This window comes from Gluconobacter roseus NBRC 3990, from assembly GCF_006538885.1.
Taxonomy (GTDB): domain Bacteria; phylum Pseudomonadota; class Alphaproteobacteria; order Acetobacterales; family Acetobacteraceae; genus Gluconobacter; species Gluconobacter roseus.
Map to the genome: position 1 here is coordinate 326,194 of NZ_BJLY01000003.1, position 20,443 is coordinate 346,636.

Consider the following 20,443-nt stretch of genomic DNA (forward strand, 5'->3'; position numbering starts at 1 on the left):
AATAATATTCAGCAATATTGGAAAAGAAGCGTAGCTTTCCTGAAAGTCTGGAATTACCGTCCGGGCTTTCAGTGCAGGAGCTTTCACCAATGCCGAATACTTATGGCAACAGGACCCTGACGGAGTGGCTTACGCTGGTCCTTGGGGTTGTTATCGTTCTGGTGGGGCTGTTCTTCGTAATCGGCGGGGCTGACCTCGCGATGCTGGGCGGGTCCGTCTATTATGTTCTCTGTGGCATCCTGCTGGTTGCCAGCGGTGTCTTCATGGTTATGGGACGTACTCTTGGCGCATTCCTTTATCTGGGTGCGCTTGCCTACACATGGATCTGGTCACTGTGGGAAGTGGGCTTCAGCCCGGTTGATCTTCTCCCGCGTGATTTTGGCCCGACGCTGCTTGGCATCCTTGTCGCCCTCACCATCCCGGTTCTTCGCCGGATGGAAACCCGCCGTACCCTGAGGGGAGCAGTCTGATGCGCAGATCCCATCTTCTTGCCACTGCTGCCTGTGCCACACTGGCCTGGGCACCGCTGGTCGCCAATGCCCAGTTTGCTCCCGCCGGGAGTGGTGGTGCACCGACATCCACCGTGCCGGGCCCCGGCAATGGCAGCAGCAGTTCCTTCGAGCCGACCGAAAACACACCGGCTGCGAAAAGCCGCTTTTCCGGCCCTTCGCCTTATGCGCCCCAGGCGCCGGGCGTGAATGCCGCCAACCTGCCTGACATCGGATCCATGGATCCGAACGACGTCCCGCAGATGGTTCCGCAGCAGAGTGCCAACCCCGCAGCAGGTGACTGGGCGGCCTACGGCCATGACGATAGCCAGATGCGCTATTCGCCCCTGTCTGAAATTACGCCGCAGAACGCCGATCAGCTCAAGGTCGCTTTCGTCTATCACACGGGCAGCCATCCCCGTCCGGGCCAGACGAACAAATGGGCCGCTGAAACCACGCCGATCAAGGTGGGTGACGGCCTCTACATGTGTTCGGCGCAGAACGACATCATGAAGCTCGACCCGACCACGGGCAAAGAGATCTGGCGCCACAACATCAACGAGAAATACGAAGCCATTCCCTACACCGCAGCGTGTAAGGGCGTGACGTACTTCACGTCGTCGCAGGTGCCGGAAGGCCAGCCCTGCCATAACCGGATCCTCGAAGGCACGCTCGATATGCGTCTGATCGCCGTTGATGCGGCGACCGGCAATCTGTGCCCGAACTTCGGTAATGGCGGTCAGGTCAACCTGATGCAGGGTATGGGCGAGTCCGTCCCAGGCTTCGTTTCCATGACGACGCCGCCGCCGATCGTAAACGGTGTGGTCGTGGTCAACCATGAGGTTCTGGACGGTCAGCGCCGCTGGGCTCCGTCGGGTGTCATCCGTGGTTATGACGCCGAAAGCGGCAAGTTCCTGTGGGCCTGGGACGTGAACCGCCCCGACGATCACAGCCAGCCAACCGGCAACAACCATTACAGCCGTGGTACGCCGAACTCCTGGGCCGCCATGACCGGTGACAATGCTCTGGGTCTCGTTTACGTCCCGACCGGCAACTCTGCTTCCGACTATTACAGCGCCCTGCGCAGTGATGCGGAAAACAAGGTTTCCTCCGCAGTCGTCGCGCTTGACGTGAAGACGGGTTCTCCGCGCTGGGTCTTCCAGACCGTCCATAAGGACGTCTGGGACTATGACATCGGCTCGCAGGCAACGCTCATGGACATGCCCGGCCCGGATGGTCAGCCTGTTCCTGCACTCATCATGCCAACCAAGCGTGGCCAGACCTTCGTGCTCGACCGTCGTGACGGCAAGCCCATCTTGCCGGTCGAGGAGCGTCCTGCTCCGTCACCGGGGGTGATCCCGGGTGATCCGCGTTCGCCGACACAGCCCTGGTCCACGGGTTTCCCGGCCCTGCGCGTGCCGGACCTGAAGGAAAAGGACATGTGGGGCATGTCCCCCATCGACCAGCTCTTCTGCCGCATCAAGTTCCGCCGTGCGAACTATGTGGGTGAGTTCACGCCGCCGAGCGTCGACAAGCCCTGGATCGAATATCCGGGCTATAACGGCGGTAGCGACTGGGGCTCCATGTCCTATGACCCGCAGAGCGGCATTCTGATTGCGAACTGGAACATCACTCCGATGTACGACCAGCTCGTGACCCGCAAGAAGGCTGACCAGCTTGGCCTGATGCCGGTCGACGATCCGAACTACAAGCCGGGTGGTGGCGGAGCCGAAGGTAACGGCGCCATGGACGGCACGCCTTACGGTATCGTCGTGACCCCGTTCTGGGATCAGTACACCGGCATGATGTGCAACCGCCCGCCCTATGGCATGATCACGGCCATCGACATGAAGCACGGTCAGAAGGTGCTGTGGCAGCATCCGCTGGGAACGGCCCGTGCCAACGGTCCGTGGGGTCTGCCGACCGGTCTTCCCTGGGAAATCGGCACACCAAACAATGGTGGTTCGGTCGTGACGGCCGGTGGTCTGGTGTTCATCGCAGCGGCTACGGATAATCAGATCCGTGCCATCGACGAACACACCGGCAAGGTGGTCTGGAGCGCGGTCCTGCCGGGCGGTGGTCAGGCCAACCCGATGACCTATGAAGCCAATGGTCATCAGTACGTTGCTATCATGGCAGGTGGTCATCACTTCATGATGACGCCGGTCAGCGATCAGCTGGTGGTTTACGCACTGCCTGATCACAAGGGCTGATAAAGCGGGGGCTGAGGCCTCCGGATGATGGAAGGGGTGGTTTTCGTGCCGGAAATGGCACGGAGACCGCCCCTTTGTCGTTTCCGGAGCCGTTTTTTCCATTTTTCGGGTGGGAAGCGCTTCCAGACCCGGCTACAGGCTGTTTTCGTTCACAGAGTTCTTCCCGGAACAGGCCACCTCCGACTGTCATGACTGACCGCTCTCCCGTCATCCTTCAGGTTCTTCCGGCGCTGGGCACCGGCGGGCTGGAGCGCGGGGCTGTCGAGATTGCCGCGGCGATCACCCAAGGGGGCGGCACGGCACTGGTCGCCTCGCGTCCCGGCCGGCTACTGGTGCAGCTCCGTCACGCCGGCGCGCGGCATATCGAACTTGATCTGAAGAAAAAATCCCCTGTCGCAGTGCTGCGCCGGGCGCGGGATCTTCAGGCCATCATTCGCAGCGAGGGCGTAGATCTGGTCCATGCCCGCTCACGGATTCCGGCCTGGGCGGCGTGGATCGCCTGCCGCCGCGAAAACATTCCGCTCGTGACGACATGGCATGGCGTGCATGAGGCGAAATGGCGGGCCAAGAAACTCTATAATTCCGTGCTGGCGCGCGGCACCCGGGTCATTGCGATTTCGGAGTTCATCGCCCACCGCCTGCGCAGCGAATACGCCGTGCCGGAGAGCCGCCTGCGGGTCATTCCGCGCGGGGCAGACCTTCGGGAGTTCACGCCCGGCACGGTCTCCGGCGAGCGCGTGCAGAAACTGGCCGAGGCCTGGCGTGTGCCTGTCGAGGCGAGGATCATCCTTATGCCTGCGCGGCTGACGGCATGGAAAGGGCAGGGGGTTTTGGTCGAGGCGCTGGGTCTGCTGCGCTCGCGGATGGGAACAGGCTGGATCTGTGTTCTGGCTGGCCCGGAGAACGACCGGAAATTCTCGCGCCGGTTGCAACAGCGCGTGCGGGAACTGGGCCTGGAAGAGCATGTCCGTTTCGCCGGAACCTGCACCGACATGCCAGCGGCCTGCGAACTGGCGAGCGTCGTCGTGGCCCCCTCGCTCCGGCCCGAGCCGTTCGGACGCACGCTGGTGGAAGCGCAGATGATGGGCCGCCCCGTGATCGGCACGGCGCAGGGAGCCATGATGGAGACGATCCTGCCCGGCGAGACGGGTCTGGTTGTGCCTCCCGATGATCCGGAAGCCCTGGCCGACGCCCTGAAAAGCGTTCTGGAAACGGATGATGATGCGCTGGACTGGCTGGCGGAAAAGGCCCGGGCCCATGCCATCGCCAATTATACGACGACGCTGATGCAGGCCCGAACGCTGGGTGTGTATGACGAACTTCTGGGCACCCGTCTGCGGGAAACATTCGAGGAATACAGCCATGACCAGTAAGGATGCAAAACCGACAGAACAGATCATCCGTGACCGCGCCGCGGCCGCGAAGGAAGAGCGGGAGAACCGTGAGGCCAAGGCGCTCCGGGCCAATCTGATGCGCCGCAAACAGCAGCAGCGTGCCCGCCCGCAGGATGAAACCGGCCCATCATCCACCGATGATCGCTGAGTGCCTGTGAAACGGCATTTTCCGCTTCCCACGCCGCAGGAACTGGCGCTCACAGGCGTGACGGTGCTGTGGGGCGGAACATTTCTCGTGCTGCATATCGCCATGCAGCATTGCGGGCCGCGCTTTTTCGTTTTCGTCCGCTTCATGATGGCGGCGGTGTTCGTCGGGCTGCTGGCCGGACGGAAACTGCTGGACTTCAACTGGCGCGAAGTGCGGGCGGGTGCGCTGATCGGCGTTGCGCTGGCGACCGGCTACGTGTTGCAGAGCGCGGGCCTGCGGGACATCACCAGCAGCCGCTCCGCTTTCATCACCGCGCTCTATGTGCCGCTTGTGCCGATCTTCCAGTGGGCGTTCCTGCGCAAAGCGCCGCATCTGATGAGTTGGCTCGGAATTGCGCTGGCGTTTGCCGGACTGGTCTGTCTGGCCGGACCAGCGGCACTGTCGCTGTCGTTCGGGCGCGGGGATCTGCTGACGCTGTGTGCCGCTATTGCCATCGCAGCCGAGATCGTGCTCATCAGTCTCTATGCTCGGGGCGTGGACAGTCTGCGCGTTACGGTCATGCAGCTCTTTGCCGGAAGCCTTTTCGCCGGGCTTATGATGCCGGTTTCGGGGGAGGCCATTCCCGCTTTTTCATGGGTCTGGTTCAGTTGCGCACTGGCGCTGGGTGGCCTGAGCGCCCTCGTGCAGGTCGTGATGAACTGGGCGCAGAAATCCGTCTCGCCGACCAAGGCGGCGGTAATCTATGCCGGAGAGCCGGTCTGGGGCGGCCTTGTCGGGTGGCTGGCGGGTGATCATCTGCCTCCTGCGACCCTTCTCGGTGCTGCGCTGATCGTAGGAGGCGTGCTGACCAGCGAACTGCGTCCGCAATGGCTGGAAGCCCTGCTGGGACGTGAACCACAGACCCTCACGAAAAATGACTGATCCGACACATTGCGTGATCGCGCATCGCTCGCTAGAGCAGGTGGGTTAGACGCACAGGGCAATTTTTGTCGCCCTCGTTCAGGAGTGCCTTCATGCCCATCATGCCCGACACATGGATCCGCCAGATGGCCCGGGAAAAAGGCATGATCGAGCCGTTCGTGGAGGCCCAGAAGCGCGAAGGCGTCATTTCCTACGGCCTGTCGTCCTATGGCTATGACGCGCGCGTGGCTGAAGAATTCAAGATCTTTACAGATGTGGACAGCGCCGTCGTCGATCCTAAGAACTTCGCGTCCAATAGCTTCGTGACCCGTACGGGCGACATCACCATCCCGCCAAACAGCTTTGCGCTGGCGCATACGGTCGAATATTTCCGTATCCCGCGTGACACGCTGGTGGTGTGCCTCGGCAAGTCCACTTATGCGCGTTGCGGCATCATCGTGAACGTCACGCCGCTGGAGCCGGAATGGGAAGGCCAGGTCACGATCGAGATCAGCAACACCACGCCGCTACCCGCGCGAATCTATGCGAACGAGGGCATCTGCCAGTTCCTGTTTTTCCAGGGTGCCAGCCCCTGTGAGGTCAGCTACGCCGACCGTGCTGGAAAATACATGCGCCAGTCCGGCGTCACCACGCCCCGCCTCTAAAGCCCAGCTCTCAAGGCCTGTTTCTCAAGGATCGCACCATGGACCGTTTCATCATTCGCGGTGGCCGCCGCCTGACAGGCGAAATCGAGATCGGGGGGGCCAAGAACTCCGGCCTCAAGCTCATGGTCGCAGGCCTTCTGACGTCCGAGCGGCTTGTGCTGTCCAATGTGCCGGCCATCGCTGACATCAAGACGATGCGTGACCTGCTGGTGGGGCTGGGCATCACGGTTGAGGACGCCGGGCCGCGCACGTTGTCCATCGGGGGCGAGATCGGCTCCGTCGAGGCGCCGTATGACATCGTCTCCAAGATGCGCGCGTCCATTCTGGTTCTCGGTCCGCTTCTGGCCCGCGCCCGTGAGGCGAAAGTCTCTCTACCGGGCGGCTGCGCCATCGGAACGCGCCCCGTGGACATGCATCTCAAGGGGCTTGAGACGCTGGGCGCCGTGATCCGTCTCGAAAACGGTTACATCAATGCGACCGCTCCGGACGGACTGAAGGGCGACCGGATCATCCTGCCGTTTGCCAGTGTGGGCGCGACCGAGAACCTGCTGATGGCCGCGACGCTGGCGAAGGGACGCACCCATATCGTCAATGCCGCGCGTGAGCCGGAAATCAGTGATCTGGTGCATTGCCTCAACGCCATGGGCGCGCAGATTACGGGCGAAGGCTCAGGCACGCTGGTCATCGACGGTGTGGAGAAGCTGCACGGCGCGCATTACGCCGTCATGCCGGACCGTATCGAGTGCGGCACCTATGCCTGCGCAGCCGGCATCACGGGCGGCGATCTGCTGCTCGTAGGGGGACGTGCCGATGATCTGGGCTCCGTGATCCGCACGCTTGAGGAAACTGGCGTCGAGGTCGTGGAAGAAACGCGCGGCCTGCGTGTCCGCCGCAGCGGCACGCTTCAGGGGGTGGATATCATGACCGAGCCGTATCCCGGCTTCCCGACGGACATGCAGGCGCAGTTCATGGCAATGCTGTCGGTGGCGGAAGGTGCATCCATGATCACCGAGACGATCTTCGAGAACCGTTTCATGCACGTGCCGGAGCTCAACCGCATGGGTGCGCGCGTCAACGTGCATGGCCGTTCCGCCATCATCCGCGGTGTGCCGAAGCTGTCGGGCGCGCCGGTCATGGCGACTGATCTACGCGCCTCGTTCTCGCTGATCCTCGCCGGGCTGGCAGCAGAAGGCGAGACGCAGCTCAGCCGCATCTATCATCTGGACCGCGGCTATGAAGGCGTGGACCGCAAGCTCGCCGCCTGCGGTGCCGACATCGCCCGCGTTTCAGACTAACAGGCAGAACAGGGCGCCCGGCGATCGGGCTGCCCTGAATAATTTATAAAAGTTTTTGGTGAAGCTTTTTCCAAAAAGCTTCAGGTCTCTCCGCCTTTTTGAAAAAAGGCGGAACCCAAAAACTTTTATACGTTTGCGACCAGATCCTTCAGGATGGCCGCTGTGCCGCGTGTTTTCAGGTCTTCGCGGGTCTGGATGAAGCGCGTGAGGAACTCGGCGGAGTTCTCAAGGCCCCATCCGGCAAACACGCTCATATCCAGAGCCTTTGCAGGGTTGGGGTCCAGCGCCAGAGCACGGTCTTCGGCGCTGAGGCGTGGTTCGGTGACGGCGAATGTGGCTTCCACGTCATCGCGGCCGGTCAGATAGGCACAGTAGCAGGCGAGCACGAAGGCGATCCGGCGCGGGTCCTGAGCCTTTTGCAGAACGTCTTCGGCCGTGGCGCGCAGGAAGACCGGCAGCTTGGACGTGCTGTCAGATGTGATACGCAGAAGCTGGTCGCTGACGGCATGGTTGCGGAACCGCTCTAGAAGCTGCGTGGCATAATCCGGCAGGCTGATGCCCGGCGGGGCGGTGAGCTGCGGCTCGACATCATGACGCAGGAACTGCTCCAGCAGGGCGGCCAGATGTTCGTCGCCCATGGCTTCATCGACCAGCCGGTATCCCATCAGCACACCCGGCAGGGCGAGCGTGGAATGGGACGCGTTCAGCATCCGCAGCTTGACCTGCTCGTAAGGCTCGACGTCGTTCGTGAACAGCACACCGGCCTGATCCCAGGCCGGACGTCCGGCAGGAAAGCTGTCTTCCACGACCCACTGGATGAAGTCCTCGCAGAACACAGGCACACGATCCTCAACGCCGCTCTGCGCATCCAGACGCGCGACATCGGCCGGATGGACGGCCGGGGTGATGCGGTCAACCATGCAGGACGGGAAGGCGACGTTGGCCTCGATCCATGTGGCCAGTTCCGGGTCCCGAAGGCGTGCGAAGGACAGCACGGCATTGCGCGCGACATCGCCGTTGGACGGGACGTTGTCACAGGACAGGATGGTGAAAGGCGTGATCCCGGCTTCCCGGCGCTGACGCAGCGCTTCGGTCATCATGCCGAACGCCGTGTGCGGCACCGGGCGGTGCAGGTCTTCGGCAATGGCGGGATGTTCGGTCATGAAGCGGCCCGCTTCATCCATGTAATAGCCACCTTCGGTGACCGTCATGCTCACGATGCGGATGGCCGGATCCGTCAGACGCTTCAGCGCGGCGTCACGATCGGCCGGGGCATGCATGTATTCGACCAGCGACTTCACCACCCGCACCGTATCGGGGCGGTTCGGCGGACATTCGCGCAGCGTGTAGAGCCCGTCCTGTGCGTGCAGGGCCTCGGCCTTTGCCACTTCCGCCGGATGGTCCATCAGGCCCATCCCGACAATACCCCAGCCGGACTGACCCGGCAGCGCAAGGGCCCGGTCCGTATAGACGGCCTGATGGGCGCGATGGAAATTGCCGACGCTGAGATGGACGATGCCAGCCGTCACGCCATCCCGGTCATAGGGCGATGTCAGGATGGACTCAGGGAGGTCGGACAAAGTCTGGGAAGTCAGGATCATGGAATGGATCTTTCAGACGAAGGGACCGACTTCTTTTAGAAGCCTCCCTCTTCGAGGAAACCGTTTTTGTATTTTGTGAATTATTTCTAATAATCCTCCCGGAACCGCGAGCATTACTGGAAACGAACACTTTCCATAAAATATGGCGGCCTTTTCCGTTTTTTCCGAACTGCCGTATGATCGACGGCTCCATTCCCGTTTTTGCAGGACTGTCTTTGCATGAGTGCTCCCATCCATCGTCTGAGCGTAGACGAGCTGGTTCCGATGGTCCGGTCCGTTCTTCAGACCGAGACGGACATGATCGCCAACATGGCCAATATCGCGGCCCTGCTGTTCGAGGCCCTGCCCGAGATCAACTGGGCCGGGTTCTATCTGTGGAAAGAGGCGGACGGGCAGCTCGTGCTCGGGCCGTTCCAGGGCCGTCTGGCCTGCACGCGGATTCCGCTTGGGCGCGGCGTCTGCGGCACGGTCGCGCAGAACCGGGAGACGCTGGTGGTCCCGGACGTGCATGCCTTTCCTGGACATATTGCCTGCGATGCGGCTTCGGCATCGGAGATCGTACTGCCGGTCGTGGCTGAAGGTGCGCTTGTGGGCGTGCTGGACATCGACAGCCCCATAAAGGACCGCTTTTCCGAGTTGGATCGCGCGCGTCTGGAAGAGGTGGTCAGCCTGCTGGTGGCAACACTGGAAAACTGAGCGGGGACTGCCCCGCTCTTTTCGGCGTCAGGCCGGAACGTTGACGGAGAGATGCTGCATCAGTTCCGGGACATCCTCGACGACCGTGAACAGCTTGCGGGCTGACGGGTCCGCAAAGCCCTGATCGACCGCATCATTGAGTGTACTGACCAGTGACGTGGCCCAGCCGCCGATATTGACGATATAGATCGGCTCCTGATGCAGGCCGAGCTGCTTCCAGGTCATGATTTCCATGAGCTCGTCGAACGTGCCGAGGCCGCCGGGAATGATCGCATAGGCGTCGGACAGCTCGAACATGCGGGCCTTGCGGGTGTGCATGTCCGGCGTGACTTCAAGCTGCGTGACGCCCTTGTGCATGACTTCGCGGGCATGAAGGAATTCGGGAATGACGCCGATGACTTTGCCACCCGCCTGAAGCGCCGCATCCGCTACCGTGCCCATCAGCCCGACATGGCCACCGCCATAAACCAGTGTGATTCCGTGTCGCGCCAGGGCCGTTCCGATCTCTTTTGCACCTTCGGCATAGACGGAGGAATTGCCAAAGCGGGAGCCACAGAAGACGGCGCAGGAACGAATGGTCATGTCGGGTCCGTGTTAGTTGAGAAGAGGATCTATCATGCGGTCCGGCGGCCCAGGGAACGGCTGATCAGCACACCCACCAGACAGCAGATGGCGGTGGTGGCGAACATTGTCCTGTAACCGGCGAACTCGATGACCTGTCCAAGAAACAGCCCCGAGCACGCGATGGCAAGGTCAATGAAGATGGAATAGGCGCCCAGAGCAGCACCGCGGTTCTCCGGTCCCGCACTGTTGACGGCCAGAACCCCCAGTGCCGGGAAGAGCAGGGAGAAGCCGGCTCCCGTCAGCGCAGCGCCCAGAAGGGCCGCGGAGGGGGTCTGGAACACGCAGAGCGTGGCGAGTCCGAGGGCTTCCACCAGCAGCGAGACGATCGCCACGAACACGCCACCCCGCTTTGCGATCTGTGACGCGAAGAAAAAGCGGATGACGACAAAGGTGAAGCCGAAGACCGCCAGGGCCGTGGCGGCACCCTGCCAATGCAGGACCGAATAATACAGCGCAAGGAACGATGAGATCGCCCCAAAGCCGATGGACCCCGCAGCCAGTGCCGAACCATGCGGCAGGACAAGTCTGAGCGCACGGGAGAAAGGAATGGGCTGGCTGGTTGAGGGGATGGGTTTGACGGCCGGATAAAAACCGATGATCGCAAGACCGAACAGTGGCAGGGCCACGGAGAGAATCCCGACCGAAACCAGCCCGCCATAAGGCGCGGCCAGCATGGACAGCTTGGCCCCGATCGGCGCGCCGAGCGCAATCCCGCCATAGGAGCAGATGCCGTTCCAGGAAATGGCGATGGCCGTGTTTTCCGCACCAGCGCGCCGGATGTTCCAGACGATTACCCCTGTCGCGGCCCAGCTTTCCGCCCAGCCGAGCAGCAGGCGACTAAGCAGCAGCACACCCAGAGACAGGAGTGGTGTGGCAGCCAGCAGCCCTGACCCGGCAATCAGCAGACCGGATAGCAGGCAGGTGACGAGCCCGCCTATGACGACCGGTTTGGGGCCGATCCGGTCCACAAGTCGCCCCGCGGAGGGACGGGCCGCGAAGGTCGCAAAATACTGCAGGGAGAATGTGATGCCTGCGACGGTCGTGCTGTAGCCCAGTCCCTGATGGACGAAAATCGTCAGGACGGCATTGGGCAGGCCGATCACGATATAGACGAGAAGATTGAACAGGACGACAGCAAGAACGCGTTTCGTCGGTGAGCCCGCCGGCGTGTCTTGCGCGGTCATGGAATCTGTTCTCCCAAGAGTTTGAATATTGAACGATCCTCCATGGCATAAGCCAGATGAAGGATATCGTCACGGGGGCGCGTTCTTCTTTACTTCACGATCCCGCGTGGAATTGTCCTGAATGAAGCCTTCAGACCGGTTGCCGCAGCAGGGTTGAAATGGATGTGCAGACGGTCTGGCGCAGGGGGGAGGGCATGGAGGGCAGGGCATACTGCTCAGGTTGCCCTGTCCGGAGGCTGAGAGCCTGAAGAATCCCCTGTCTTCCGGCATTATAGGCGCTGTCTCTCTGATCGGGACTCAACGGACGGGCGGTTTCGCTGCCGGTCAGGGTGGTGTTCTGCAGACAGTAATGCAGCGTCCCGGCGAGATTGGCGGGTTTGGCCGAAGACAGGTCGGGTTCGCCCAGAAAAGACACCGGATTGCGGGCCGTGGAAAACGGGCGCCCCTGCTGGTTGTGTGAGAGGTTTTTTTCAAAACCGGGCGACATGGGCGCTCTGGACGCGCAGCCTCCACATAGAAGGAGGGGCGCCATCAACAGGGCAGAAAGCGTCAGTCGGTGCAGGCATGCGGCCATGAACAGCAGTGGTCCGTGCGGTGAAGAAAAAGCCCGTTCCGGGACAGGCTGATCCCCAACGCATCAGAAGGCTGAAAGAATGCCATGATTTATGCCCGGCATTTCCGGACGCATCCTAGAAGAGCAGTTCCATCTGGTCACAGGACACGATTTCGGCTGCATGAAAGCCGGAAAGCGTAAGACCCAGCAGGCGCACGCCGGGGACGAATGGAAACAGGGGCGCCATGAGGCTTTGACCCGTTTCCAGCAGAACCTCTTCGGACGGGACCGGGGCAGACAGGGTCCGGGCCCGGGTGATCTGGCGGAAATCGGCGTATTTGACCTTCAGGGTCACGGTCCGCGCCTGAAGCTGCCGGCGCTCCGCACCCGCCCAGAGCTTGGCCGCGATCTGCGCCAGGGCCTTATGCGCGTCAGCTTCGGATTTCAGGTCCTGAAGATAGGTCTGTTCGGTTCCAAGGGATTTGCGCTCCCGGTTCACCACGACAGGCCGGTGATCAATCCCGCGCGAGATCCCATGATAGAACGCTGCTGCCTTGCCGAAATGCCGGGTCAGCGTCTCGATGTCGCGCTCCCGCAGATCCGCGCCCGTTTCGATGCCCAGCGCACGCATTTTCCGGGCGGTTGCCGGGCCGATGCCGTGAAATGCATCGACGGGCAGGCTGGATACGAAATCCGGTCCCATCGCCGGCGTAATGACGAAAAGCCCGTCAGGCTTGCGGTAATCGGAGGCCAGCTTGGCGAGGAAGCGGTTGTAGGACACGCCGGCCGAGGCGGTTAGTCCGGTCTCAGCGTGAATATCCGCGCGGATACGGTCTGCGACCAGCGTGGCCGAACCGTAAGCGCCGAGATGATCCGTCAGGTCCAGATAGGCTTCGTCCAGCGACAATGGCTGGATCAGGGGCGTGTAGCGCGAGAAGATGTCATGGATCTGGGCCGAGACGCTGCGATAGACGTCAAACCGCGCCGGCACGAACACAAGCTCCGGACAGAGGCGCTTGGCTGTGACCGATGGCATGGCTGAGCGGACACCAAAGCGCCGGGCCTCATAGCTTGCGGCGGCCACAACGCCCCGTGCCTCGCCCCGTCCCACCGCGAGCGGGCGGCCGCGCAGGGAGGGGTCGTCCCGCTGTTCGACAGACGCGTAAAATGCGTCCATGTCGATATGCACGATCCGGCGTTGCTCCATGATGCAAGTTTCGCCGATTCGGAAGAACGAAACAAGATCAGGATCTGTCCATGAGCTCCGATAAAAGCCCTGGGAAAAGTCTCGAAGACGCCCGCAAAGACGCCGGTTTCCAGACGCTTTCGACCCGGCTGGCCTATAGCAATCCCTGGACCGCCCTGCGCGAGGATATCATCGTCCATCCCAACGGAAAGCAGGGTCTTTATGGCATCGTGGAACGTGGCGAGTTCGTTGTGATTCTGCCACTGCACGCAGATGGGAAAGTCACGCTGATCCAGCAGTTCCGTTATCCCGTGGGCGAGCGGCTGTGGGAGCTGCCAATGGGAATGTGGGAGACGAAAGAGAACGTCGATCCGGTCGAGCTCGCGCTGGGCGAACTGCGGGAGGAGACCGGGCTGCGCGCCGGCGAGATGATCCATGTCGGCAGCATGTATCAGGGGGCAGGCTATTCGAACCAGAAAGGGCATGTCTTTCTGGCCCGCAATCTCACGCGCGGTGAGACGGCGCTTGAGGCGACGGAAGAGGACATCACCTGCCACGATATGACGCTGGACGCTTTCGAGACCATGATCCGCAACGGCGAACTGAAATGCATGGTGTCGCTGGCCGCCTTTGCGCTGATCCGGGCAAAAGGCCTGATCTGAGCGGATTTTTGGCTTTTATTGCGGAACCTGAAGGATATCTGGAGCGCTAGCCTGTCTCCAGATTTGCAGAAGGTCCTGATGGTCGAAACCGCGTCGCCGTCTCCCGATACCAGCGAAATCATTACCCGGGGTCATCCGACCGATAATGAGCTGCTTGCTTTTTATCGTTCGGAAATCCGGTTCGAGACCGAAGTCGTAAATGGCCGCCTGCAGGCCCTTCTGGGGTCGCAGGCCTTTCTGGTTATCGCTTATGCGACCGCAATGACCGGTTCCACAAAACGATGGGGCGACAGCATGGTGCTCCTGCTGCCGCCCCTGTTCTCACTGTTGGGGTTTGTGCTCGCTGTCATGGCGCTGCCGGGGATCCGGGCGGCTTATGCTGCAATCAGGAAATGGGAAGACAAGCAGCGGGTTCTGCATCAGAGCAGTCCGGACCTGACCGATTTTACTCTGGCCCCGAATGAGAACGAGACCCGTGACATGATGCGCCGCGCCCAGCGTGGCGCCCTGTTTGCCCATCAGGCCCCGTTCATCTTCATGATCGCCTGGGCGCTGTTCGGGATCATCCCGTTTTATCTGTACCTGAAATAGCGTCAGATCACGGCGTCAAGAAAGACGACTTCCGATCCGCCCCCTTCGACCAGCGGCGTAATCGTCTGGTTAAACACCTTGCCATGCTCGGTCGCCATGTGGGCCTTGAAGGCCGCATCGTTCCGGTAGGTTTCTTCGACATGAAACAGGTCGGGGTCCGAGGCGAGCGTATAGACCATGAAACGTTCACAGCCGGGTTCGACGCGAACATCCCCAGCCAGTTTTGTCAGCAGATCGCGCAACGTCTCACGCTTGCCGGGCAGGGCTTTGAGCGTGGCGTAAAGGGATTTGGCCATGACGCGGAACCTCGTATTGATGAAGGTCTGTCATCATTGAGCCACTGGGCCCGATCTGCAACGGCACAGCTGCGTGAAGGCTAGGATTTTTCCAGCAGGGCCTTGCAGCGCATCCAGGACATGCGGTCGCGGAAAATGAACAGGACGTAGTAGTCCAGTTCGCGGCTGCGGGTTTTCGTGGTGCGGGTATAGAAGGGATAGACGTCGAACGGGCCCTGAAGTGCAGCAGGCGCGGGTTCGGACGGCAGGATGCAGTTGACCCGGAACAGCGGCATGTAGACCGCATCGTCCCCGGGGTTGCGCCGCACATGCCACAGGTTGCGCCGGAACTTCTTCAACCGTTCAGGCAGAAGAAAGACCATCGATTTCTCAATGAATCCTTCTCCGAAATGCTCCGGCCGGTAATACCGCATGTCCTCGGGCATGTTACAGAAATGGGGATGGTCCTGAACGATCATGAACCATCCTTTACGGCATTGTGCCTGCCGTTGGGAGAGGTGCTCCGGTGTCTCAGACCTTATTCGGCCTGAGCATTTTTTGAAGACGCCTCGTCAGCAGCCGTGCCACTGATTTCCGCAGCGGCACGGCGCAAGATGGCCACGATCCGCCGCAGTTCGTCTGCATCCGCCCCGCGGTGGGATTTCAGGGCGGTCTTCAGTGCAAAGCGTGCGTCATGGAATTCCTGTCCCAGCGTCGGGTCGAGGTCGTTGATGCCGGTGAAGGCGTCGCGGACATCGGCCATACGGGCGCCGATCCGGCTCATGATGTCGAGGATGCGGGCTGCCTCCTCTTTATTGGCCTCGTGGTGCGCCTTGCCCTCGTCCGTCAGGCTGTAGAGCTTGCGGTTGCCTTCCTGGGTGACGGCGGCGAGGCCGGTTTCTTCCAGATAGGTGAGGGACGGGTAGATCACGCCGGGGCTGGGCTTGTAGAAGCCGCCGGAATGCTCTTCGAGGCGCCGGATCAGCTCATAGCCATGGGCAGGGGCCTCTGCGAGCAGGGCAAGGATGACGAGCTGAAGTTCATCGGCAGTCAGCTTGCGGCCGCGTGTGAAGCCTTCGCCCCCCAGATCGCCGCCAAAGCCCTTGCCGAACCGGCCACCGGAGCGCCCGCCCCCCATTCTGCCTCCCGGACCACCACGTCCGCCGTGCCGACGGCCGAACTCGCCTTCGCCGCGATCCATGCCGCGATGACGGCCACCGCGCTTTTCGCCTTCTGCGACAGGACGTCCCATGCGGGCACGGCGATGGCCGCGATGGGGGCGCTGTCCGGCATCCGGACGGTCTGTATTGAAGCGGTCAGTCTTGTGTTTGAACATTGTGTTCTCCTATTCGATATATCGAACGATATAATATCTTAAGATATATCTTCAAGAGGAAAATGCATCCGGATGATTTTTCTGTGGGTCAGTCGCCCTGCGAGAGGGGCGCCAGCATGAACTCGTGTTTACGTGTCAGCCCATAGCCGCCGGGGCCTGCGGCTGGTATCGGGCAGGGATGGGTAGTCCGATTTCTCCTCCCCCCGATCCGGAACTGCGTCGCACGCTGCGACAGTTCGTGCCATGGCGTGCGGCCCTGACGATCGGTGCGATGCTGGTGCTGGTAGCAGCCCTCCAGCGCCTGCCGTTCATCCATCACCTGCTGGAAAACGCGCCGCACTGGCACGAGACGCCGGGCGCGCCGCTGTGGTTCCTGCTGCTGGCCGTGCCCTACAGCGCCTGCGGACTGCCGCGTCAGGCATTATGTGTGGCGGCAGGGTTGGCCTTCGGGCTGTGGGGCGGGCTTGTCCTGTGTTCGCTGGCCTATATGCTGGGGGCTGTTATGGCCTATGGATGGGCGAGGGTGCTGGCTCCGGCCGGGTTTCGGGCACGGCTGCATGACAGGCTGGAAGCGGATTATACCGCTTTGGCACGCACGCTCCACGCAAAGCCTTTTCGGGCCGTCCTGACACTGCGGCTGATGCCGGTGGGGTCCGCCCTGCTGGTTTCGACGGCGGCGGGACTGTTCGAACTGCCGCTGCTGCCATTTTCGGTGGCGACATTTCTCGGCGGCCTGCCGCAGACGCTGATTTTTGTGCTGGTTGGGTCGGGAACGCGGATCGGGCATGTCCTTCAGTTGGGACTTGCGGGAATCCTGTTCGTCGTGTCGGGTGTGCTTGGAGCCATTCTGCTCCGCCAGCATGGCCAGACTGCCCCCAGGGGCAATGCAGATACTCCAGCTTCCTGAAGAGCTTCACACCACGTAACCTGAATTGAACAGGCAGACGCGCATGACAGACCAGAACATGACATTCAGACGGGGCGATCCTCTGCCCGCATGGCTGCCGGTTCTGCTGGGTATTTTTACGGCTGTCGGGCCTGTTTCGACGGATGTCTACCTTCCGGCCCTGCCCGAAATGGAGCGCCAGCTTCATACGGCTGCGGGTTCGGGAAGTGCGACGATGGCGGCCTGGGTGATCGGGCTGGCCATCGGACAGATTACCATCGGCCCGATTTCCGACCGGTTCGGTCGCCGCTGGCCGCTGCTGCTCGGCATGTTGGGCTATACGATTGGTGAAATCGGCTGCGCCATGGCGCCGAGCATGACGTTCCTGTGCATCTGCCGCGTCTTTTCCGCCATCATGGCCTCGGCCGGACTCGTGGTGCCGAATGCGTGCATCCGCGATCTAACGGAGGGTGATGCCTCGTCGAAAATGATGTCCCGTCTGATCGTCATTCAGGGCACCGTGCCGATCCTTGCCCCCATGCTCGGCGGGTTTGCCCTGAAATTCGTGGACTGGCGTGTCATCTTCTGGGTCACGGCCGCTTATGGTGGGATCTGTACCCTTCTGCTGATGACAATCTTCCCTGAAACACTCGCCCCGCAGGATCGGCGTGACCTGCGTCCGGTTTCCATCATCGAGCGCTATATCTATATCCTGCGCACCCGGAGCTTTATCACGAACGGTCTGGTCTGGAGCTTTCTGGGCTTCGTGACCTTCACCTATCTGACGGCGGCTCCCATGCTGTTTGAGGAAGTCTTCGGCATGTCGCCGTTCCATTACGGCATGCTGTTCGGGCTGTTCGCGGTCTGCATGATTGGTGCCTCCGCCATCAATGGACAGCTCGTTGGGCGGGTTAGCACGGGACGGATGCTGTTCAGTGCGCTGGGCGTCAGCCTGGCGGGCTGCGCGATCCTGTTCGTTCTGGCGCTGGTCTCGACCTATGACGTGGACCCGCAGGGACATATCCGGGGCATCTTTCTCTGGCCACTCATCATTGCGCTCATCATCACTATGGGGCCGACAGGCATTATTGGTCCGAATTCCATGGTGGGGGTCCTGTCCGAACAGTCCGACCGTGCCGGTTCGGCCTCGGCACTGGCCGGGACAATGCAGTATCTTTTCGGTGCCGTGGCGAGTGCCCTGTTCGGGTTGATGCCGGCGGGGACGGCAGTTCCCATGGCCATCTTCCTGTCTTTTGCCTTTGTCGCCGCCATGGGATTCGCGCTGCTGCGTCCCAGATTGCCAGCCGTGGCAGAACCATCGATCCATTCCTGAAGGATAATTCCTCATGAAGGCTTTGCTTGTCGAAGACGATACCGCGATTGCACTGGTGGTCGAAACGGTTCTGAAGCGCGAAGGCTGGACGGTGCGTCATGTTCTGGACGGTGCTTCCGCTCTGGAAGGGGATGATGCGCCGGATCTTCTGGTGACGGATCTTAACCTGCCCGGCCCGCAGAACGGGCTGGAAATTGCACATCTGCTGCGCGAACGCTGCCCGCAGATGGCTGTCGTGCTCATGTCCGGCGATTATGAAGAGAGCGCTATGGCGCCGCAGGGCATGGCTGTGTTGCCCAAGCCATTCCGAAAAGCGGGGCTTCTTGCGGCCATTGCACAGGCGCAGGATCAGGCCCCGGGTTAGGCTTTAGGCGCAATCCGGACTTGAGTCGGGGGGGAGAGTCCCCTACATGCCGCGCTGTTTGCCATGACCAGATGAAAGCAGTGCCGCCATGTCGTTTCAGGATCCCCAGCCGCTCGATCTCAAGAATTACATTCGCGAGATCCCGGATTTTCCGAAACCGGGCATCCTGTTTTACGACATCTCGACCTTGATCCGCTCGCCCGATGCCTGGCAGGTCGCCACCGCCCGTCTGGCCCGCGTGATCGCCGCCTGGCAGCCTGACATGCTGGCCGGGATCGAGAGCCGCGGCTTCCTGACGGCCGCACCGCTCGCCCTGCGTCTGGGCTGTGGCTTCACGATGCTGCGCAAGCCGGGCAAGCTGCCGGGCAAGACCATTTCCCTGAAATACGGCCTCGAATATGGCGAGGACGAGCTGCACATTCAGGCTGATGCCATCAAGTCGGGCCAGCGCGTCGTGGTGCTGGACGATCTGCTGGCAACGGGTGGTACGCTCGCGGCCTCCATCGATCTTCTGCGCAAGGTCGGGGCCGAAGTCGTGGGCGCTTCTGTGCTCATCGAACTGGCGGACCTGAAGGGCCGTGAGAAACTGGACGTTCCGCTGAACGCTCTGATGACATACGACGAATAAGGAAACACCAGATGTCGGGCACTTCTTCCGAACGGATTTCCACGCTGTGGCAGACACGGTACCGTACACCGGCGCCGAAAACCCTGCCGGACAACGCGGTGCTCGACCTGCTGCTGTCGCATCATTCGGTCCGGGCCTATCTGCCCGACGCCCTGCCTGAAGGCACGCTGGAAGCTGGTATTGCCGCGGCGTCCTCAGCCGCTACGTCCAGCAATCTTCAGGTCTGGTCCGTCGTGGCCGTTGAAAATCCGGAAACGCGCGCCCGACTGGCCGAACTCTGCGGCAACCAGAAGCATATCGAGGTCGCGCCGCTGTTCCTGGCCTGGATCGTTGATCTGGCCCGGCTGGAGCGGATCGCCGATCGGGCAGGGATGGGGCACGAGGCGCTCGACTATCAGGAGACGTTCCTCATGGCGACGCTCGATACCGGGATCGCCGCTCAGAACGCCGTGACCGCGTTCGAATCCCTCGGTTTGGGCACGGTCTATATCGGCGGCCTGCGCAACCATCCCGAAGAAGTCGCCACGCTCCTGTCCCTTCCGCCGCGCTCGGTTGCGGTCGTGGGACTCTGTGTCGGCAAACCCGATCCGGCCGCCCAGAACGGCTACAAACCCCGTCTGGGACAGGGCGTCGTCCTGCACCGCGAGCGTTACAGCACGGAAAACGAGGCAGAAGGGATTGCGGCCTATGACCGCATCGCGGACGATTACCAGAAGGAACAGGGTCTGACCTCGCGGGCCTGGTCGGAAACGGTCGCCAAGCGGGTGGATAGCTTCAGGGGCCTGAGCGGACGGCATGTCATGCGCACGGTCCTGCACCGGCTCGGCTTTCCGCTCCGCTAAACGTGAAGCCTAGGGCCGGAAAAGAAATTCTTTCTCCGTCGAAGTTCTTAAAGAAGTTAAAGATCTGTTTTTCAGGGATTTGATGCAATTACTGGAAGGTGAAAATAAATCTTTTCTACGAAAACTTCTCATATGAAATATGCAGAGCGGGTTTTATTTTGAGCTTGCTTCCCGGCCAAATGTTCAGGCATATTCTGAGTGCAGCTGTTTTTCTGGCTGGAGAATATCGTCGATCGCTCATTCGCGTGATCGCACCTTCCCTCTCTGAAAAAACTGATTACGTGAATGTTTGCGCGTAAAGCTGCGTTATCAAAGGAGACCTGCAATGGCGACAGGTACAGTAAAGTGGTTCAACGCCACGAAGGGCTTCGGTTTCATCCAGCCCAGCGACGGCACCACAGACGTTTTCGTTCACATTTCTGCTCTCGAAAAAGCCGGGTTGCAGAACCTGAATGAAGGCCAGCAGGTCTCTTACGAGATTGAAGACGGCCGCAACGGACGCAAGTCCGCAGGAAGCCTCAAGGCGCTCTGACAGAATGGTGGCTCCGGCCACCATTTTTCGTTTCCGGCACTTTTCCA

Annotated in this window: 24 protein-coding genes; 16 read left to right on the forward strand and 8 right to left on the reverse strand. The window is 61.3% G+C overall.

Translation table 11 applies throughout. The annotated features are described in order from the left end of the window. The first annotated feature begins 89 nt into the window (after positions 1–89). The 7 genes from GRO01_RS08925 to murA all read left to right on the forward strand — a co-directional run bounded on the left by GRO01_RS08925 (position 90) and on the right by murA (position 7,103). Complete coding sequence (locus tag GRO01_RS08925; protein WP_062511052.1) at positions 90–470, forward strand: hypothetical protein; 381 nt, start codon at positions 90–92, stop codon at positions 468–470. Next, on the forward strand, positions 470–2,701 hold the full coding sequence (locus tag GRO01_RS08930; RefSeq protein WP_062511054.1) for a pyrroloquinoline quinone-dependent dehydrogenase: 2,232 nt from the start codon (positions 470–472) through the stop codon (positions 2,699–2,701). The genes GRO01_RS08925 and GRO01_RS08930 overlap by 1 nt, the downstream gene beginning before the upstream one ends. Before the next feature lie 188 nt (positions 2,702–2,889). After that, the gene (locus tag GRO01_RS08935; RefSeq protein ID WP_062511056.1) at positions 2,890–4,074 is read left to right on the forward strand and encodes a glycosyltransferase family 4 protein; all 1,185 of its coding nucleotides are present in this window, start codon (positions 2,890–2,892) and stop codon (positions 4,072–4,074) included. Next, positions 4,064–4,243: a hypothetical protein gene (locus GRO01_RS08940; protein WP_062511058.1), complete on the forward strand. Its 180-nt coding sequence runs from the start codon at positions 4,064–4,066 to the stop codon at positions 4,241–4,243. The genes GRO01_RS08935 and GRO01_RS08940 overlap by 11 nt, the downstream gene beginning before the upstream one ends. A gap of 6 nt (positions 4,244–4,249) precedes the next feature. Beyond that, the gene (locus GRO01_RS08945) at positions 4,250–5,164 is read left to right on the forward strand and encodes a DMT family transporter (RefSeq protein ID WP_062511475.1); all 915 of its coding nucleotides are present in this window, start codon (positions 4,250–4,252) and stop codon (positions 5,162–5,164) included. A gap of 92 nt (positions 5,165–5,256) precedes the next feature. Continuing rightward, positions 5,257–5,808 carry a dCTP deaminase gene (dcd, locus tag GRO01_RS08950; protein WP_062511060.1) on the forward strand — a complete coding sequence of 184 codons (552 nt, stop codon included), beginning with the start codon at positions 5,257–5,259 and terminating at the stop codon, positions 5,806–5,808. A 38-nt stretch (positions 5,809–5,846) separates the two neighbouring features. Further along, entirely contained in the window at positions 5,847–7,103 is a 1,257-nt protein-coding gene (murA, locus tag GRO01_RS08955) for a UDP-N-acetylglucosamine 1-carboxyvinyltransferase (RefSeq protein ID WP_062511062.1), read from the forward strand. Positions 7,104–7,228: 125 nt separating this feature from the next. Here murA and GRO01_RS08960 read toward each other — a convergent pair whose 3' ends face one another. Continuing rightward, entirely contained in the window at positions 7,229–8,704 is a 1,476-nt protein-coding gene (locus GRO01_RS08960; RefSeq protein WP_062511063.1) for a mannitol dehydrogenase family protein, read from the reverse strand. Between the two features lie 219 nt (positions 8,705–8,923). Here GRO01_RS08960 and GRO01_RS08965 point away from each other — a divergent pair, with 219 nt between their 5' ends. After that, positions 8,924–9,400 (forward strand): GAF domain-containing protein, encoded by a 477-nt coding sequence (locus GRO01_RS08965; RefSeq protein ID WP_062511065.1) that lies wholly within the window; start codon positions 8,924–8,926, stop codon positions 9,398–9,400. Positions 9,401–9,427: 27 nt separating this feature from the next. Here GRO01_RS08965 and GRO01_RS08970 read toward each other — a convergent pair whose 3' ends face one another. From GRO01_RS08970 to dinB, 4 genes are all read right to left on the reverse strand, one after another. After that, positions 9,428–9,982, reverse strand: coding sequence for an LOG family protein (locus GRO01_RS08970; protein ID WP_062511067.1), 555 nt, complete (start codon positions 9,980–9,982; stop codon positions 9,428–9,430). A gap of 32 nt (positions 9,983–10,014) precedes the next feature. Continuing rightward, positions 10,015–11,208 (reverse strand): MFS transporter, encoded by a 1,194-nt coding sequence (locus GRO01_RS08975; RefSeq protein WP_062511068.1) that lies wholly within the window; start codon positions 11,206–11,208, stop codon positions 10,015–10,017. Between the two features lie 130 nt (positions 11,209–11,338). After that, complete coding sequence (locus tag GRO01_RS08980) at positions 11,339–11,695, reverse strand: hypothetical protein (protein ID WP_062511069.1); 357 nt, start codon at positions 11,693–11,695, stop codon at positions 11,339–11,341. Between the two features lie 202 nt (positions 11,696–11,897). Further along, positions 11,898–12,968, reverse strand: coding sequence for a DNA polymerase IV (gene dinB / locus GRO01_RS08985; protein ID WP_062511071.1), 1,071 nt, complete (start codon positions 12,966–12,968; stop codon positions 11,898–11,900). Between the two features lie 50 nt (positions 12,969–13,018). Here dinB and GRO01_RS08990 point away from each other — a divergent pair, with 50 nt between their 5' ends. Next, on the forward strand, positions 13,019–13,609 hold the full coding sequence (locus GRO01_RS08990) for an NUDIX domain-containing protein (protein ID WP_062511072.1): 591 nt from the start codon (positions 13,019–13,021) through the stop codon (positions 13,607–13,609). A gap of 78 nt (positions 13,610–13,687) precedes the next feature. Beyond that, positions 13,688–14,200: a hypothetical protein gene (locus GRO01_RS08995; RefSeq protein ID WP_062511074.1), complete on the forward strand. Its 513-nt coding sequence runs from the start codon at positions 13,688–13,690 to the stop codon at positions 14,198–14,200. 2 nt (positions 14,201–14,202) lie between these two features. On the opposite strand, the gene GRO01_RS09000 is transcribed toward GRO01_RS08995, so the two are convergent. The 3 genes from GRO01_RS09000 to GRO01_RS09010 form a co-directional block, all read right to left on the reverse strand. Further along, a complete protein-coding gene (locus GRO01_RS09000) occupies positions 14,203–14,496 on the reverse strand; it encodes a putative quinol monooxygenase (RefSeq protein WP_062511076.1) in 294 nt (97 codons plus the stop codon). Between the two features lie 80 nt (positions 14,497–14,576). Continuing rightward, positions 14,577–14,954 carry a hypothetical protein gene (locus tag GRO01_RS09005; RefSeq protein ID WP_062511078.1) on the reverse strand — a complete coding sequence of 126 codons (378 nt, stop codon included), beginning with the start codon at positions 14,952–14,954 and terminating at the stop codon, positions 14,577–14,579. Positions 14,955–15,013: 59 nt separating this feature from the next. Continuing rightward, positions 15,014–15,811: a PadR family transcriptional regulator gene (locus tag GRO01_RS09010; RefSeq protein WP_062511080.1), complete on the reverse strand. Its 798-nt coding sequence runs from the start codon at positions 15,809–15,811 to the stop codon at positions 15,014–15,016. A gap of 124 nt (positions 15,812–15,935) precedes the next feature. Here GRO01_RS09010 and GRO01_RS09015 point away from each other — a divergent pair, with 124 nt between their 5' ends. From GRO01_RS09015 to GRO01_RS09040, 6 genes are all read left to right on the forward strand, one after another. Then, the gene (locus tag GRO01_RS09015) at positions 15,936–16,718 is read left to right on the forward strand and encodes a TVP38/TMEM64 family protein (RefSeq protein ID WP_244926377.1); all 783 of its coding nucleotides are present in this window, start codon (positions 15,936–15,938) and stop codon (positions 16,716–16,718) included. Positions 16,719–16,761: 43 nt separating this feature from the next. Next, positions 16,762–18,030 carry a multidrug effflux MFS transporter gene (locus tag GRO01_RS09020; protein ID WP_062511083.1) on the forward strand — a complete coding sequence of 423 codons (1,269 nt, stop codon included), beginning with the start codon at positions 16,762–16,764 and terminating at the stop codon, positions 18,028–18,030. A gap of 13 nt (positions 18,031–18,043) precedes the next feature. Then, positions 18,044–18,394, forward strand: a complete 351-nt coding sequence (locus GRO01_RS09025; RefSeq protein ID WP_062511085.1) for a response regulator — start codon at positions 18,044–18,046, stop codon at positions 18,392–18,394. An 88-nt stretch (positions 18,395–18,482) separates the two neighbouring features. Beyond that, positions 18,483–19,022 (forward strand): adenine phosphoribosyltransferase, encoded by a 540-nt coding sequence (locus tag GRO01_RS09030; protein WP_062511087.1) that lies wholly within the window; start codon positions 18,483–18,485, stop codon positions 19,020–19,022. 11 nt (positions 19,023–19,033) lie between these two features. Next, a complete protein-coding gene (locus tag GRO01_RS09035) occupies positions 19,034–19,864 on the forward strand; it encodes an NADPH-dependent oxidoreductase (protein WP_062511089.1) in 831 nt (276 codons plus the stop codon). Positions 19,865–20,189: 325 nt separating this feature from the next. Continuing rightward, entirely contained in the window at positions 20,190–20,396 is a 207-nt protein-coding gene (locus GRO01_RS09040; protein ID WP_041111398.1) for a cold-shock protein, read from the forward strand. The last annotated feature ends 47 nt before the right edge of the window (positions 20,397–20,443 follow it).